The organism is Bifidobacterium pullorum subsp. gallinarum, from assembly GCF_000741215.1.
Classification (GTDB): Bacteria; Actinomycetota; Actinomycetes; order Actinomycetales; family Bifidobacteriaceae; genus Bifidobacterium; species Bifidobacterium pullorum_B.
In genome coordinates this window covers 35,943-51,440 of sequence record NZ_JGYX01000002.1, presented here as the reverse complement: position 1 = coordinate 51,440, position 15,498 = coordinate 35,943, and the positions used below count along the sequence as shown (strand labels likewise).

Sequence of the window (15,498 nt, the reverse complement as noted above, 5' to 3'; positions counted from 1 at the left end):
CGGCGCCGCCATGCGCATCGGCCAGGGGTTCGATGCCCACCGGTTCGCCGCTCCCGATGCCGACCGGCCGCTGTGGCTGGCTTGTCTGCCGTGGGATGGTACCGGCATCGAGGGCGATTCGGATGGCGATGTCGCCGCGCACGCGCTGATCGATGCGCTGCTGTCCGCCGCGGGGCTGGGCGACATCGGCACCCTGTTCGGTGTGGGATCCGATTCCGCCGGTGCCGGGCAGCATGGTGGGGCCATGTTGCGCCATACCGCATCGGTATTGGCGGAACACGGGTTTGCACCGGTGTCGGCCAGCGTGGTGATCATCGGCAACCGTCCTAAGATCGGTTCCAGACGCGTGCAGGCCGAACAGGCCTTGTCCGCGGCGGTGGGGTGCCCGGTATCGGTGACGGCCACCACCACCGATGGCATGGGGTTCACCGGCGCCGGCCAGGGCGTGGCCGCGATAGCCAACGCACTGGTGGCGGAAACCGGACGATGACCTGCACGGCCCCGGTTTGGGGCCGAATCAATGACGTTTGCGCAGTGCCGCCACACCTCGTGACACGGCCCAGAACGCCGTGGACAACGCCACGATGATGAAGCTCGGCGGCGCCGGGAACATGGCGGACAACACCAGACCGCCCCAGATGGCCGTCAGGCACAGCGCCGTGGCCATGACCATGGCCCGGAACGGCGAGCGCGCGATGATGTTGGCCGCGGCCGCCGGGGTGATGACCAGCGCGAAGATCAGCAGGGTGCCGACCGCGGGCACGGCTATGGTGATGACGCCGGCCATGATGGCCATGAACGCGATGTTCATCACGCCGATCGGCACGCCCTTGGCCTGCGCCACCTGTTCGTCCAGCGAGCTGAACAGGAGCGGGCGGTAGATGACGGCCAGCACCGCCAGCAGGACGGCGTCGAACACCAGGAATCCGATGATCTGCCCGGTGGTGATGGTCAGGATCGAACCGAACAGGATCGATTGCATCTGCTGGGAGGCGGAGCTGGACAACCTGGCGAAGAACAGGCCTAGACCGGTGGCGAAGGCCAGCACGGTGCCGGTGGCGATCTCCCGCTGCGAGGCGCGTTTGCCGAGCGCTCCGATGACCAGTGCGCCGCCCAACGCGAACACGCCCAGTCCCAACGAGACCGGCAGGCCGAGCAGCACCGCCCCGGTGGCCCCGGGCAGCCCGATATGGGCCAGGGCGTGCGCGGCGAAGGTGGAGTGCCGTGCGATGGTGAAGTAGCCCATCACCCCGGCGGCCAGGGATATGGCCAGACCCGCCAGGAAGGCGTTGGTCATGAACGGGGCGGACAGGGTGTCGAGCCAGTTCGGGTCGAATGCGAATTGAATGCCGTTCAACGGGATCCTCCCTCATGGCGGTGCAGCGCCGCCAGCTCGATGGGGTCGTGGGTGTCCTGGGGCGTCTCGTCGTCCGTCCGGAGACCGGGGGTGACGAACATATCGCCCTGGGGGGTGGTGACGACGCGCACGCTGGTGCCGTACAGGTGGGTGAGCAGGTTGGAGTCGAGCACCTCGTCCAGCGCCGCGTAGTGGGGGTGTCCGTCCAGCAGGTAGACCGCCCCGGTCAACACCGGCAGCAGCATATTCAGGTCGTGGGCCACCACCTGGATCGTCATGCCCAGTTCTCGGTTGAGCTTGGCCAGCACATCCACCACTGAGCGCTGGCTGGCCAGATCCAGGTTGGCCAGCGGTTCGTCGAGCATGAGCAGCTGCGGGTCGCCGACCAGCGCCTGTGCGATGGCCACGCGTTGCCGTTGGCCGCCGGACAGTTCGGAGAGGCGGTACGCGGCCCGATCGGCGATGCCTACGAAGTCCAAGGCCTTGCATGCCTTGGCCTTCTCCTCACGGGAGACGCGGTGGATGCCGAAGCGGGTGCCGGTCAGCCCCAGCAGCACCGACTGCTCCGCGGTCAGGTTTGATTCGATGTCCGAGGTGTAGCTCTGCGGCACGTAGCCGATGAGGTGGTTGGCGTCCCCGGCCGGCCGCCCCAGGACGCGGATGCTGCCATTCTCCAGCGGCAGCAGGCCCAGTTCGGCCTGCATCATGGTGGTTTTGCCGGTGCCGTTGGTGCCGACGATGGCGGTGACCGATCCCATCGGGATGGAGAAGTTGCCGTCCCGCCAGATAATATGCCCTCCTCGGCGCACCGCCACGTCGCGGAAGACCACGCAAGGCTCGTCCGGCTGGGATTGCGTATGATGCTGGCGCATACTGACCGCTCCTGGGAATGGGGATGGATGACGGCATCAGTATGTCAAACGAGATTGACAATAATTCTCATTAGTGTCGATCGGCAGACGGTCAGCGGCCGGGATCCTGCTGTCCCTCGTTCGAGGGCGCGGACGTATCGCCGGCGGTATCCTGGCCGTCGGCGGAACCGGTTCCCTCCCCGGCGGCATCGTCGGCGGTGCTATCGGCTTCATCGGCGTCATCGGCATCGGACGGGGCGTCGGCGGGCAGCAGCCCGCTGATCGTCTCCACCAGCGAGGCGATCCAATCCGTCGGATCGTCGAATTCCTCGGGCATCTGCTCGCTGACATCGAACACCGGAATGTTGGCGCGCCCGGCGGTGCCGGTGATCATATTGGCGGCGTCACCGCCCTGCTGCACATTGTTGACCAGCAGATCGACCCCCTGCGATTCGATCAGCTCTTGGAACTGCTGCAGATCGGCGGGGGCGGGTTCGGATTCGTTGGCCGAAGCCTGCGCGTACCCCTCGGGTGTCAGATCCTCGAAGCCCAGATCGCTGAGCAGATAGTAGGCCACCGATTCCGTGGCCGCGTAGGTGGCGTCCGGGTGCGCCTGACGGAACGCGTCCATCGAGTCCTCCAGCTGCTGCTCCCGCTCCTGCCACTGGTCCAGGCGCTTTTGGAAGTCGTCCTTCTTGTCCGGCAGGATCCGGGAGAAGGCATCGGCAAGCTCGGTGGCCATGCCGTTGCGCGCGTCCTTGGAGAACCAGAGGTGCGGGTTGTCGCCCTCCGAGGCGCCGACGGTCTCCGCGGCGGACACGCTCGCCGTCTGCGGCCCCATGCTCTTCGTGGCCCAGGCGTCGTATCCGGCGCCGTTGCTGACCACAACCTGCGCATCCTGCAGGGCGGCCATGTCGGCGGGTTGCGGCTCGAAGTCGTGCGCGTCCACCGCGGTGGTGTCCACGATGGAGGTCACGGCGACGTCGTCCCCGCCGATCTGCGCCGCCAGGGAACCCCATTGGTTGACCGAGGCGACCACGGTGATCGGACCCGCCGGTTCGGCGGGGGGCTCCACGGGTTCGGCGGATTGCTTGTTCTGCCCGCAGGCTCCCATGGAGGCGATGAGTCCGCATGCGGCGAGAACGGCCGCGATCCTGTTCCACCGGTGTGTTGCGCCCTGCATATGTGCTCCTTGCCATGCCGCACTGCCCGTCATCCGGGCCGACGATTATGCCCTGACTCCACGATAGCCTACGATGCAGAGCAACGATTCAACGGATCAAGGAGCGTACACATGCCCACCAAACTCGACGGCAAGGCGGTAGCCGCCGCACTGAAGGACGAACTGCGCGATCGCGTGGCGGCGCTGCGGGAGCGGGGGATCGAACCCGGCCTGGGAACCCTGCTGGTGGGGGAGGACCCCGGCTCGCTCAAGTATGTTGCGGGCAAGCACGCGGACTGCGCCGAGGTCGGCATCCGGTCAATTCGCCGTGACCTGCCGGCAGACGCGGACTTCGGGCATATCGCCGCCGCCGTGAGGGATCTGAACGAGGACCCGGCCTGCACCGGATTCATCGTGCAGCTGCCGTTGCCCTCCGGCGTGGACGAGAACGCCATCATCGGCATGATCGACCCGGCCAAGGATGCCGACGGCATGCACCCGTACAATCTCGGCGAACTGGTCCTGCACGTGAACGGCGCGGTCTCGACCCCGCTGCCCTGCACGCCCCGCGGGGTGCTCACCCTGCTCGACCACTACGGCATCGGACTGGACGGCAAGCACGTGTGCGTGCTGGGGCGCGGCATCACCATCGGACGTACGATCGGGCTGCTGCTGACCCGGCGCGACGTCAACGCCACGGTGACGCTGTGCCACACCGGCACGCCGGACATCGAGGAGCGGATGCGTCAGGCCGACGTCATCATCGCGGCTGTCGGCTCGGCCGGGTTCGTCCGTCCGGACTGCGTCAAACCGGGCGCCGTGCTCGTGGACGTCGGCGTCTCCCGCGTCTGGGACGAGACGGCCGGACGCTTCCGCATCAAGGGTGACGTGGACCCCGCCTGCTACGAGCTCGCCTCGGCCTACACCCCCAATCCCGGAGGCGTGGGGCCGATGACGCGGGCCATGCTGCTCGCCAACGTCGTGGACATGGCCGAACGCGCGGCGCGCTGAGCGGTACGCCACCGAATATTCCGGGCGTGTCGTTTTCGCGGGAACCCGTGTTTTGGGCATGGCTGCCGGTATTCTGAATACTCGTGTGTGCCGTGAGGCGCCCGCAGATAACTGAAGAACGATATTATCCACCCACTAGTTACAGAAACCACAGTTAATGGCACAGAACAACACTGAAGTCACCAAGGTCGCAATCAACGATATCGGCACCGAAGAGGACTTCATCAAGGCAGTCGATTCCACCATCAAGAACTTCGATGATGGTGATCTGGTCGAGGGTACCGTCGTCAAGGTCGATCACGACGAGGTCCTGCTCGACATCGGCTACAAGACCGAGGGTGTGATCCCCTCCCGTGAGCTTTCCATCAAGAAGGACGTCGATCCGGACGAGGTCGTCGAGGTCGGCGACACCGTTGAGGCCCTTGTCGTCACCAAGGAGGACAAGGAAGGCCGTCTGATCCTGTCCAAGAAGCGCGCCCAGTACGAGCGTGCCTGGGGCGATGTCGAGAAGATCAAGGAAGCCGATGGCGTTGTCGAGGGCACCGTCATCGAAGCCGTCAAGGGCGGCCTTATCGTCGACATCGGCCTGCGTGGCTTCCTGCCGGCCTCCCTGGTCGAGATGCGTCGCGTGCGTGACCTGAGCCCGTACATCGGCCAGACCATCAAGGCCAAGATCCTCGAGCTGGACAAGAACCGCAACAACGTAGTCCTGTCCCGTCGCCAGTACCTCGAGGAGACCCAGTCCGAGGTCCGCGAGACCTTCCTCTCGCAGCTCAAGAAGGGCCAGATCCGTGAGGGCGTGGTGTCCTCCATCGTCAACTTCGGCGCGTTCGTCGATCTGGGCGGTGTTGACGGCCTGATCCACGTCTCCGAGCTGTCCTGGAAGCACATCGACCACCCGTCCGAGGTCGTCAAGGTCGGCGACAAGGTCACCGTCGAGGTGCTCGACGTCGATCTGGACCGCGAGCGCATCTCCCTGTCGCTCAAGGCCACCCAGGAGGATCCGTGGCAGCGCTTCGCTCGCACCCACGTCCCCGGCCAGATCGTCAAGGGCAAGGTCACCAAGATCGTCCAGTTCGGCGTGTTCATCTCCGTCGAGGACGGCATCGAGGGCCTGGTGCACATCTCCGAGCTGGCCAACCGCCACGTCGAGAACCCGGAGACCGTGGTCAAGCCGGGCGAGATCGTGTTCGTCAAGGTCATCGACGTCGACCTGGATCGCCGCCGCATCTCCCTGTCGCTCAAGCAGGCCAACGACTCCGTTGACCCGGCTTCCGAGGACTTCGATCCGGCGCTGTACGGCATGCCGGCCGAGTATGACGAGCAGGGCAACTACAAGTACCCTGAAGGCTTCGATCCGGAGACCAACGAGTGGATCGCCGGCTTCGAGAAGCAGCGCGAGGAGTGGGAGTCCCAGTACGCGGCCGCCCACGACCTGTGGGAGCAGCACAAGGAGTTCGTGGCCAAGGAGATCGAGAACGCGGCCGAATCCGCCGCCGCCGATGGCCAGGCTCCGCGCCAGGAGCGTGTCGAGGAGACCTCGAACTACTCGTCCGAGTCCACCTCCACCGGCACCCTGGCCGACTCCGATCAGCTCGCCGCCCTGCGCGACCAGCTGCTCGGCAAGAACAACTGATCGGGCTTTCATCCGCTGAGGAACCGATAGCTCGATGAACGGCCCCCGCCACGGCGGGGGCCGTTCTGCTATCCGCATATCACATGGGTGCGCGGCTCCGTTGCCGTCCGCATCCGCGGCGGGCGTGGCACAATGGCGTACATGGTGAGAACGATGAACGAACGGTTGGTCCGCGTGGGGCTGACCGGAGGCATAGCGGCGGGCAAGAGCACGGTGGCCGCAAGGATGCGTGCGCTGGGTGTGCCGGTGATCGACTACGACGAGCTGGCGCGGGTGGTGGTGGCCCCCGGCAGCGCGGGCCTGAGGCGAATCGTCGAGGAGTTCGGCGTCCGGGCCCTGGGGCGGGACGGCGCCCTTGACCGGGCGTGGCTGGCCGAGCATGTGTTCGGCGCGAATGCGGCCCCCGGGGCTAGGGAACGTCTCGACGCCATCGAGCATCCGCTGATCTACGAGGAGGCCGCCCGCATCGAACGGCGCCTGCCGGCGGGGGAGGGTGATGATGCCGGTGCACCGGATGCGGCGCTGGTGGTGCACGATGTGCCGCTGCTGGCGGAGGTCATCGGCGCGATGCCGTTCCGATTCGACCACATCGTGACGGTGGAGGCGTCCGAGCGCACGCGCATCGAGCGGATGATGACGGCCCGCGGCATGACGCGCCGGCAGGCCGAGGACCGGATCCGCCACCAGTCGAGCCGTGCGCAACGCGAGGCGATCGCCGACGCCGTCATCGACTCCGAACAACCGTTCGAACAGATGTTCGATGCTGTTGATATGCTGGTGGCACAGTGGCGGTCCGAATGCGGGAACACGTCCCGTCGCGCGGTGGAACAGGAGGTCTGATATGGGGTTCAATATCGAACGTATCGACAAGCCGTTCGTCGTCAAGTCGCCGTATAAGCCGTCGGGCGACCAGCCGCAGGCCATCGAGGAACTGGCCACGCGCATCGAGAACGGCGAGAACGACGCGGTGCTCATGGGCGCTACCGGCACTGGTAAGACGGCCACCACGGCCTGGCTGATCGAGCGTCTGCAGCGTCCCACGCTGATCATCGAGCCGAACAAGACGCTGGCCGCGCAGCTGTGCGCCGAATTCCGCGAGCTGATGCCGGACAACGCGGTCAGCTACTTCGTCTCCTACTACGACTACTACCAGCCCGAGGCTTACATCCCCCAGACCGACACCTACATCGAGAAGGATTCGAACATCAACGACGACGTGGAGCGCCTGCGCCACGCCGCCACCGCCAACCTGCTGACCCGGCGCGACTGCGTGGTGGTGGCCACGGTCTCCTGCATCTATGGCCTGGGCACGCCCGAGGAATACGCCGGGCGCATGCTGTTCCTCAAGGAGGGGCAGCAGATCGACCGCGACCAGCTGCTGCGCAAGTTCGTGGACATGCAGTACAAGCGCAACGACATCGCGTTCACCCGCGGCACGTTCCGCGTGCGCGGCGACACGGTGGAGATCATCCCGGTGTACGAGGAGCTGGCCGTGCGCATCGAGTTCTTCGGCGACGAGATCGACCGCATCTCCACGCTGCATCCGCTGACCGGCGACGTCATCGACCACGTGGCCGAGACGCATATCTTCCCGGCCTCGCACTATGTGGCCGGTCCCGAACGCATGGAGCGCGCGTTGAGGACCATCCGCGAGGAGCTGGACGAGCGCGTGGCCGAGCTGCGCAAGCAGAACAAGGAGCTGGAGGCGCAGCGCCTGACGATGCGCACGAACTACGACCTGGAGATGCTCGCCCAGGTCGGCAGCTGCTCGGGCGTGGAGAACTACTCGCGGCATTTCGACGGGCGTGACCCGGGCACCCCGCCGCACACCCTGCTGGATTTCTTCCCGGACGATTTCCTGCTGGTCATCGACGAATCGCATGTCACGGTGCCGCAGATCGGCGCGATGTACGAGGGCGACGCCAGCCGCAAGCGCACGTTGGTCGAACACGGGTTCCGTCTGCCCAGCGCCATGGACAACAGGCCGCTCAAATGGCCGGAGTTCCTGGACCGCGTCGGCCAGACCGTGTACCTGTCCGCCACGCCGGGCGACTACGAGCTGGGGTTGTCCGACGGCGTGGTCGAACAGATCATCCGCCCGACCGGCCTGGTCGATCCCAAGATCGAGGTGCGGCCGGTGGAGGGGCAGATCGACGACCTGCTGGCCGAGATCAAGGATCGCGTGGCGCGCGGCGAACGCACGCTGGTGACCACGCTGACCAAGAAGATGGCCGAGGACCTGACCGATTATCTGCTCGAGCGCGGCATCAAGGTGGAGTACCTGCACTCCGACGTCGACACGCTGCGGCGTGTCGAACTGCTGCGCGAACTGCGCGAGGGCAAGATCGACGTCATCGTCGGCATCAACCTGCTGCGGGAGGGCCTGGATCTGCCGGAGGTCTCGCTGGTGGCGATCCTCGACGCCGACAAGGAAGGGTTCCTGCGCTCGTACCGTTCGCTGATTCAGACGATCGGCCGCGCGGCGCGCAACGTGTCCGGCACGGTGATCATGTACGCCGACGAGATCACCGAGGCCATGCACAAGGCCATCGACGAGACCAACCGCCGCCGTGACCGGCAGATCGCCTATAACAAGGAGCACGGCATCGACCCCAAGCCGCTGATCAAGAAGATCAGCGACGTCAACGACATGCTGGCCAAGGAGGACGTCGACACGCAGACGCTGCTGGCCGGCGGGTACCGCAACGCCGGCAAGGCGGGGAACAGCCATCTGGGCGTGCCGCCCGCGGCCGACCGGCAGGAGGCGCAGCGCCGCCATGAGGAGCTGCTCAAGGCGGGGCTGCCGGCCCAAGACCTGGCCGACCTGATCCGCCAGTTGAGCGAGCAGATGCATACGGCGGCCGAACAGCTCCAGTTCGAGCTGGCGGCCCGGCTTCGCGACGAGATCCGTGACCTGAAGAAGGAACTGAGGCAGATCACCGAGGCCAAGCGCTGATGTTCCGGCGGGGCCGACCCCCGGATGCCTTGCCCGCGGGCGGCGTATCCCTGCGGGCAAGGCGTGTCCGTGATTGTGTCCACCGGAATGTGAGCGCTAACAAACACACCGTGCGGAAAAGTGGCTCCGTTCAGGTTTTCCTAGTAAACTGTCGTGTGGCAACTGGGTCGTCAGACCCCCACACGTCAAGAAGGATAGGCAGCCATATGCGTAAAGCCAAGATCGTAGATACCATCGGTCCCGCCACCGAATCGCTCGAGAACCTCACCAAGCTCGTCGAAGCGGGTATGGACGTCGCCCGTCTGAACCGCTCCCACGGCACCCCTGAAGATCACCTGCGCGTGTACAACAACGTGCGTGAGGCTTCCAAGACCGCGGGCCGCAACGTGGCGGTTCTGGTCGACCTGCAGGGCCCGAAGATCCGTTGCGGCTGGTTCAAGAAGAACGCCGAGGGCGAGGACAAGGTCCAGCTGACCGAGGGCCAGGAGTTCATCATCACCACCGACGACATCGAGGGTGACGAGCACATCACCTCCACCACGTTCAAGGGCCTGCCGGGCGATTGCCACGCCGGCGACCCGATCCTGATCGACGACGGCAAGGTCCGTCTGGAGGTCACCAAGGTCGAGGGCAACAACGTGCACACCAAGGTCATCGTGGCCGGCCCCGTCTCCTCGCACAAGGGCATCAACCTGCCGGGCGTGGCCGTGTCCCTGCCCGCGCTGACCGAGAAGGACGAGGAGGATCTGCGCTGGGCCATCCAGACCGGCGCCGACATCATCGCCATGTCCTTCGTGCGCTTCGCCTCCGACATCGATCGCGCCCATGAGATCATGGACGAGGAAGGCCGTCGCATCCCGGTCGTGGCCAAGATCGAGAAGCCGCAGGCCCTGGAGAACCTTGAGGATATCGTCAAGGCCTTCGACGGCATCATGGTCGCCCGTGGCGATATGGCCGTCGAGTGCCCGCTCGAGGAGGTCCCGCTGGCCACCAAGCGCTGCATCGAGCTGGCCCGCCAGTACGCCAAGCCGGTGATCGTTGCCACCGAGGTGCTGGGCTCCATGGTCAACTCCCCGGTCCCGACCCGCGCCGAGGCCTCCGACTGCGCCAACGCCATCCTGGATGGCGCCGACGCCACGATGACCTCCAACGAGACCGCCGTCGGCAAGTACCCGGCCGTCACCGTGGACACGATGAGCCGCATCTCCGGCTACGCCACCGAGCACGGCTACGACCGCATCCCGCAGCTGAAGAACCTCGACATGTCGTCCACCGGCGCCGTGTCGTCCGCCGCGGTGGATCTGGCCGACAAGCTCAACGCCAAGGCCATCGTGGCCTACACGCAGACCGGTTCCACCGTGCATCGCGTCTCCCGCGAGCGCCCGGCCACCCCGATCTACGGCCTGACCAACAACGAGCACACCTACCACTGGCTGGCTCTGAGCTGGGGCACCGAGGCGTTCCTGCTCGACGAGGACTATCACGACAAGTCCCGCAAGGAACTCATGGTCTTCACCGATTCGGTGCTCAAGGGCGCCGGCAAGGTGGCCGATGGCGACAAGATCGTGGTCCTGAGCTCCGCGCAGGGTGAGCACAAGGCCGGCAGCACCGACACCATCTACGTGCACACCGTCGGTGCCAACGAGTGAGCGTGACGCCGCATAGACGGCGTTGACATCCCTCCAAACGATCGGGGCCTCCGCCATGGAGGCCCCGATCGTTGTACGGGTTGCCGTATCGGGAGGACACGTCGGCGCGCCGGTTGGCAATATCGGGCCGATGTGGTATATTTCCGTAGGTTGATATATGCCCCTGTATCCCAATTGGTAGAGGAAGCAGCCTCAAAATCTGCGCAGTGTGGGTTCGAGTCCCACCGGGGGGCACGGTATTGCTTCGCTGTATGAAATACCCGAGGTCGGGTATCTTCGCCCGACCCCGACGATATCGAATGGAAAGAGGTCGGCATGGCTGCAAGGAAGAAGACCACGGAATCCGAGGATGAGATGAACGGGGTCGTGCTCACCGACGAGGAGATCAAGGCCGCGGCCGAGGGGGATATTGAAGCTGTAGCCAAGTCCCGGGAGAATGAGGCCCCCCGTAAGCGCACCGTTGTGGTGGCGGAGGACGAGTCCGTCAATCGCATGGATCTGGTGGCCATGCTTGAGGATAACGGCTATGAGGTGGTCGGTGAGGCCGCCAACGGCGAGGAGGCGGTTGAACTCACCCGCAAGTACCGCCCTGATGTGGTGTGCATGGACGTCAAGATGCCGCGTATGGACGGCATCGCCGCCGCCGGCATCATCTGCGACGAGAACATCGCGCCGGTGGTTATGCTCACCGCGTTCTCCCAGTCCGATCTGGTCAAGAAGGCCACCGGCGCCGGCGCCATGGCGTATGTGACCAAGCCCTATGAGGAATCCAAGCTGATGCCGGCGCTGGAAGTGGCCATGGGGCGTTTCGCCGAGATCAACGACCTGCTGGATAATGTGGAACGCAGCGAGAACAAGCTGCGCGAGACCGAGGAGCAGCTGAGGAAGGCCGAGGAGAAGCTCAAGAAGACCGAGGAGATGCTGGAGGAGCGCAAGCTGGTCGACCGCGCCAAGGGCCTGCTGATGGACAAGGCCGACTTCTCCGAGCAGGGCGCCTTCCGCTGGATCCAGAAGACCTCCATGGATCAGCGCATCCCGAAGAAGCGCCTGGCCCTGGCCATCATCGCCAAGTACGGCGATGCCAAGCCGGAACCCGGTGATGAGCGCTGATTGCGAACCGATGGATGAACGTACCTATCGCGGAACGCTGCTGGTCGTAGACGGCCATTCCCTGGCGTTCCGCGCTTTTTTTGCCTTACCTGTCGAGAACTTCAGCACGTCCGCCGGACAGCCGACGAACGCGGTCTGGGGCTTCGCCACCATGCTCTCGCAGGTCATCGAATCGGAGAGGCCCGACCACCTCGCCGTGGCGTTCGACGTCAAGGGCGGCACGTTCCGCAACGACCTGCTGCCGCAGTACAAGGGGACGCGCGAGGCCGCGCCCGAGGAACTGCTCAGCCAGCTGCCGATGATCCAGCAGATGCTCAAGGCCCTGGGCGTCACCTACATCGAGAAACCCGGCTACGAGGGCGACGACGTCATCGGCACCTTGGCCACCATGGGGGAGCGCGCCGGATACCGCACGCTGGTGCTTTCCGGCGACCGTGACGCCTTCCAGCTGGTTGACGAACATATCACCGTGCTGTACCCCGGCCACCACTTCAAAGACCTCAAGCACATGACGCCGCAGGCGGTCGAGGAGAAGTACCATGTGACGCCTGCGCAGTACCCCGATCTGGCCGCGTTGCGCGGCGAGACCGCGGACAACATCCCCGGCGTGCCGGGGGTGGGTGACGGATTCGCCGCCAAGTGGATCAACCAGTTCGGCGGGCTCGACCAGATCATCGAACACGCCGACGAGATCGGCGGCAAGAAGGGCGAGGCGCTGCGCGAGAACCTCGAACAGGTCAAGCTCAACCGCAAGGTCAACGCACTGGTCCGCGACGTCGATCTGGGCATCACCGTGGACGACCTGACCTTCGGCACGTTGGATGTCGACGAGGTCAGCGCGCTGTTCACCCGCCTGGAGTTCGGCGTGCGTACCAAGAACCGTGTCCTGAAGACATTCAACGGCGGGGAGCGCCCGCAGCTGAACGGGGATGCCCCGTTGCCCGACGAAACGGCATCCGCCGGACTGGATATGCCCGAGGTCACCCTGATCGAAGACGCCGAGCAACTGCTCGAATGGGGCGGGCGGAATCTGCCGGCGCCCGAGGCGCCGACGGATTCCGCGGCAGGTACCGAGTCTGACCGCGGCATCCGCGACGATATCGGCCGTTCGTGGGTGTTGCATGTGGAGGGACGACCCAAGCCGGGCGACGTGGCGCTGACCGCGCTGGTCATGCTTGGCGGCGGCCAGGCCGCGGTCATCGAGGCGCCGATGGCCCCCAGGATTGCGGAGGCGGTGCGCGAGCTGATCGAACAGCATCACGCCACCATGGTCCTGCACGGGTTCAAGGAGCACCTGCACATGCTCTCGGCGGCGGGAATCGCCGTGGGGACCCCGTTGTTCGACACCAAGCTGGCCGGCTATCTGGTGCACCCGGACTTCCATGCCGAGACGCTGGAACAGGCCGCCGGCCATTTCCTGGATCTGCACTTCGAACAGGAACAGGAGGCCACGCAGGGGCAGCTGGACTTCGGCGAATCGGAACAGCCCGAGGAACAGGCGCGCGAACACGGCGCCGTCATGCACGCGGCCATCGTCCGCGCTTTGGCGGACGCGTTGGCGTCGCGCATCGACGAACGCCGGCAGTTCTCGCTGCTGCATGCCATCGAATTGCCGACATCCCGCGTATTGCAACGCATGGAGGCCGCGGGCGCGCAGGTGGACATCCAGCGGCTGACCGACATGCGGGACCAGTTCGCCTCGGAGGCGCGGCAGGCACAGGAGATCGCCTGGGAGCATGCCGGCACACGGGTCAACCTGCAAAGCCCGAAGCAGCTGCAAGCGGTGCTCTTCGAGGACATGGGGCTCAAACCCACCAAGCGCACCAAGTCGGGGTCGTACACCACCAGTGCGGCCGCATTGCAGGATCTGTACGTCAAATCGGTGAACAACGAACGCGCCAACGGATTCCTCGGCGCGCTGCTACGTCACCGGGAGACGAACAAGCTCAAGCAGATCGTCCAGACCCTGATCGAGGCCACCAGCCAGCAGGACGGCCGCATCCACACGACCTACGAGCAGACGGTGGCCGCCACGGGGCGGCTGAGTTCCGTGGACCCCAATCTGCAGAACATCCCCAACCGGAACGCCGCCGGACGCGAGATTCGTTCCGCCTTCGTTCCCGGCGAGGGGTATGAGGCGCTGCTCAGCGCCGACTATTCCCAGGTCGAGCTGCGCATCATGGCGCACCTGTCCGGCGACGAGGCCCTGATCGAGGCGTTCCGGTCCGGCACCGACTTCCACAAGTACGTGGCCTGCCTGGTCTACCGGATCCCGATCGACCAGATCACCCCGGACCAGCGCAGCCACGTCAAGGCGATGAGCTACGGCCTGGCCTACGGGTTGAGTACCTATGGCCTGGCCCAGCAGCTCAAGATCTCCCCGGCTGCCGCCGACGTGCTGAAGGACCAGTATTTCGCTACGTTCGGCAAGGTCCACGACTATCTTGAGTCATTGGTGTCGGGGGCGCGAATCAACGGTTACACCGAAACGATGTTCGGCAGGCGCCGGTATTTCCCGGCCCTGAAATCCTCCAACCGCGCCGCGCGCGACGCCGCCGAACGCGCCGCGCTGAACGCGCCCATCCAGGGCTCTGCGGCGGACATCATGAAGATCGCCATGATCCGCGCCGAGCAGGCGCTGCAGGACGCCGGCGTGCACAGCCGCATCATCATGCAGATCCATGACGAACTCGTGGTGGAGGTAGCTCCCGGCGAGAGCGAACAGGTCACCGCATTGGTTAAGGACGCGATGGAACACGCCGTCGAGATCGCGGTGCCGTTGGACGTGTCGACCGGCCTGGGCGCCGATTGGCAGCTGGCCGCGCACTGACGGACGTCACAGAATCGGAGGGAGTCACGCTATGCCGATGCTCAAACAGGTGGTGGATGTCCTGGAGACGCTGTATCCGCTGCGATACGCCGAATCGTGGGACCATCCCGGATTGATCGTGGGAGACCTGTCCGCCCCGGTGCGGCGCATCGAGTTCGCGGCGGATCCCACCATGGAGGTCGTGCGTCAGGCCATCGAGCGGGGAACAGACCTGCTGGTCTGCCATCACCCGCTGCTGTTCCGATCGGTGCATGAGGTGTCGGGTCTGGGCGTGCACGGCGACATCGTCCGCAGGCTCAGCCAGGCGGGATGCGCGCTGTGGGTGGGCCATACCAACGCCGACGCCGCATATCGCGGCACCGGCATGGCTGCCGCCGACCTGTTCGGACTCGTCGGCCAGCGGCCGCTGGTGCCCATCGACGACCCGACGGCCGTGCATCCGGTGGGATTGGGACGCGTCGGTTCGCTGCCGGAGCCGATGACGCTGGAGGCGTTCGCCCGACGCGTGGCGGATGTGCTGCCGCACACCGAACTGGGCGTGCAGGTGTGTGGGCCGCTGGACGCGACGGTGCGCACCGTCGCGGTGCTGCCGGGGTCGGGGGACTCTCTGTTCGACGAGGTGCGCGCCGCAGGCGTCGACGTGTACGTGACCAGCGACCTGCGGCATCACCCGGCCACGGACGCCATCGAACAGGCGCGCTACGAGGCCGCGATGCGCGGCCGCGGCATCGGACTGGGCAGCGGGGATACGGCCATCCGGCCGCTGCTGATCAACACGCCCCACAGCGCCATCGAATCGCTGTGGTTCCACTACGCGCTGGAGGATGTGCCGCAGGCCGTGGAGCAGGCCACGGGGGAGCGGCCGCAGGTGTACTGGAACCGGATGAACACGGATCCGTGGACGTTGTCGATCAGGTGAACGGTACGGGGTGTGAC

12 protein-coding genes and 1 tRNA gene are annotated in these 15,498 nt (G+C 65.7%); 10 read left to right on the top strand and 3 right to left on the bottom strand.

What is annotated here, in order from left to right:
• Positions 1–10: 10 nt before the first annotated feature.
• Positions 11–490: a 2-C-methyl-D-erythritol 2,4-cyclodiphosphate synthase gene (gene ispF / locus BIGA_RS02470; RefSeq protein ID WP_033506328.1), complete on the top strand. Its 480-nt coding sequence runs from the start codon at positions 11–13 to the stop codon at positions 488–490.
• 27 nt (positions 491–517) lie between these two features.
• Here the strand turns inward: ispF and BIGA_RS02465 are convergent, their stop codons facing one another.
• From BIGA_RS02465 to BIGA_RS02455, 3 genes are all read right to left on the bottom strand, one after another.
• Complete coding sequence (locus BIGA_RS02465; RefSeq protein WP_033506190.1) at positions 518–1,357, bottom strand: metal ABC transporter permease; 840 nt, start codon at positions 1,355–1,357, stop codon at positions 518–520.
• Entirely contained in the window at positions 1,354–2,229 is an 876-nt protein-coding gene (locus tag BIGA_RS02460) for an ABC transporter ATP-binding protein (RefSeq protein WP_051917037.1), read from the bottom strand. The genes BIGA_RS02465 and BIGA_RS02460 overlap by 4 nt, the downstream gene beginning before the upstream one ends.
• A gap of 91 nt (positions 2,230–2,320) precedes the next feature.
• Positions 2,321–3,391: a metal ABC transporter solute-binding protein, Zn/Mn family gene (locus BIGA_RS02455; protein ID WP_033506192.1), complete on the bottom strand. Its 1,071-nt coding sequence runs from the start codon at positions 3,389–3,391 to the stop codon at positions 2,321–2,323.
• A gap of 111 nt (positions 3,392–3,502) precedes the next feature.
• Here BIGA_RS02455 and BIGA_RS02450 point away from each other — a divergent pair, with 111 nt between their 5' ends.
• The 9 genes from BIGA_RS02450 (at position 3,503) to BIGA_RS02410 (ending at position 15,481) form a co-directional block, all read left to right on the top strand.
• Positions 3,503–4,381 carry a bifunctional methylenetetrahydrofolate dehydrogenase/methenyltetrahydrofolate cyclohydrolase gene (locus BIGA_RS02450; protein ID WP_033506194.1) on the top strand — a complete coding sequence of 293 codons (879 nt, stop codon included), beginning with the start codon at positions 3,503–3,505 and terminating at the stop codon, positions 4,379–4,381.
• Positions 4,382–4,538: 157 nt separating this feature from the next.
• Positions 4,539–6,017, top strand: coding sequence for a 30S ribosomal protein S1 (gene rpsA, locus BIGA_RS02445; protein WP_033506196.1), 1,479 nt, complete (start codon positions 4,539–4,541; stop codon positions 6,015–6,017).
• Between the two features lie 141 nt (positions 6,018–6,158).
• The gene (gene coaE / locus BIGA_RS02440; protein ID WP_237744030.1) at positions 6,159–6,857 is read left to right on the top strand and encodes a dephospho-CoA kinase; all 699 of its coding nucleotides are present in this window, start codon (positions 6,159–6,161) and stop codon (positions 6,855–6,857) included.
• Position 6,858: 1 nt separating this feature from the next.
• Complete coding sequence (gene uvrB, locus BIGA_RS02435; RefSeq protein WP_033506199.1) at positions 6,859–8,973, top strand: excinuclease ABC subunit UvrB; 2,115 nt, start codon at positions 6,859–6,861, stop codon at positions 8,971–8,973.
• Positions 8,974–9,179: 206 nt separating this feature from the next.
• Positions 9,180–10,622 (top strand): pyruvate kinase, encoded by a 1,443-nt coding sequence (gene pyk, locus BIGA_RS02430; protein WP_033506201.1) that lies wholly within the window; start codon positions 9,180–9,182, stop codon positions 10,620–10,622.
• A gap of 159 nt (positions 10,623–10,781) precedes the next feature.
• A tRNA-Leu gene (locus BIGA_RS02425) sits at positions 10,782–10,856 on the top strand.
• 81 nt (positions 10,857–10,937) lie between these two features.
• Positions 10,938–11,732, top strand: coding sequence for an ANTAR domain-containing response regulator (locus BIGA_RS02420; RefSeq protein ID WP_033506203.1), 795 nt, complete (start codon positions 10,938–10,940; stop codon positions 11,730–11,732).
• A gap of 10 nt (positions 11,733–11,742) precedes the next feature.
• Positions 11,743–14,562, top strand: a complete 2,820-nt coding sequence (gene polA / locus BIGA_RS02415; protein WP_152595962.1) for a DNA polymerase I — start codon at positions 11,743–11,745, stop codon at positions 14,560–14,562.
• Positions 14,563–14,593: 31 nt separating this feature from the next.
• The gene (locus tag BIGA_RS02410; protein WP_033506205.1) at positions 14,594–15,481 is read left to right on the top strand and encodes a Nif3-like dinuclear metal center hexameric protein; all 888 of its coding nucleotides are present in this window, start codon (positions 14,594–14,596) and stop codon (positions 15,479–15,481) included.
• Positions 15,482–15,498: the final 17 nt, after the last annotated feature.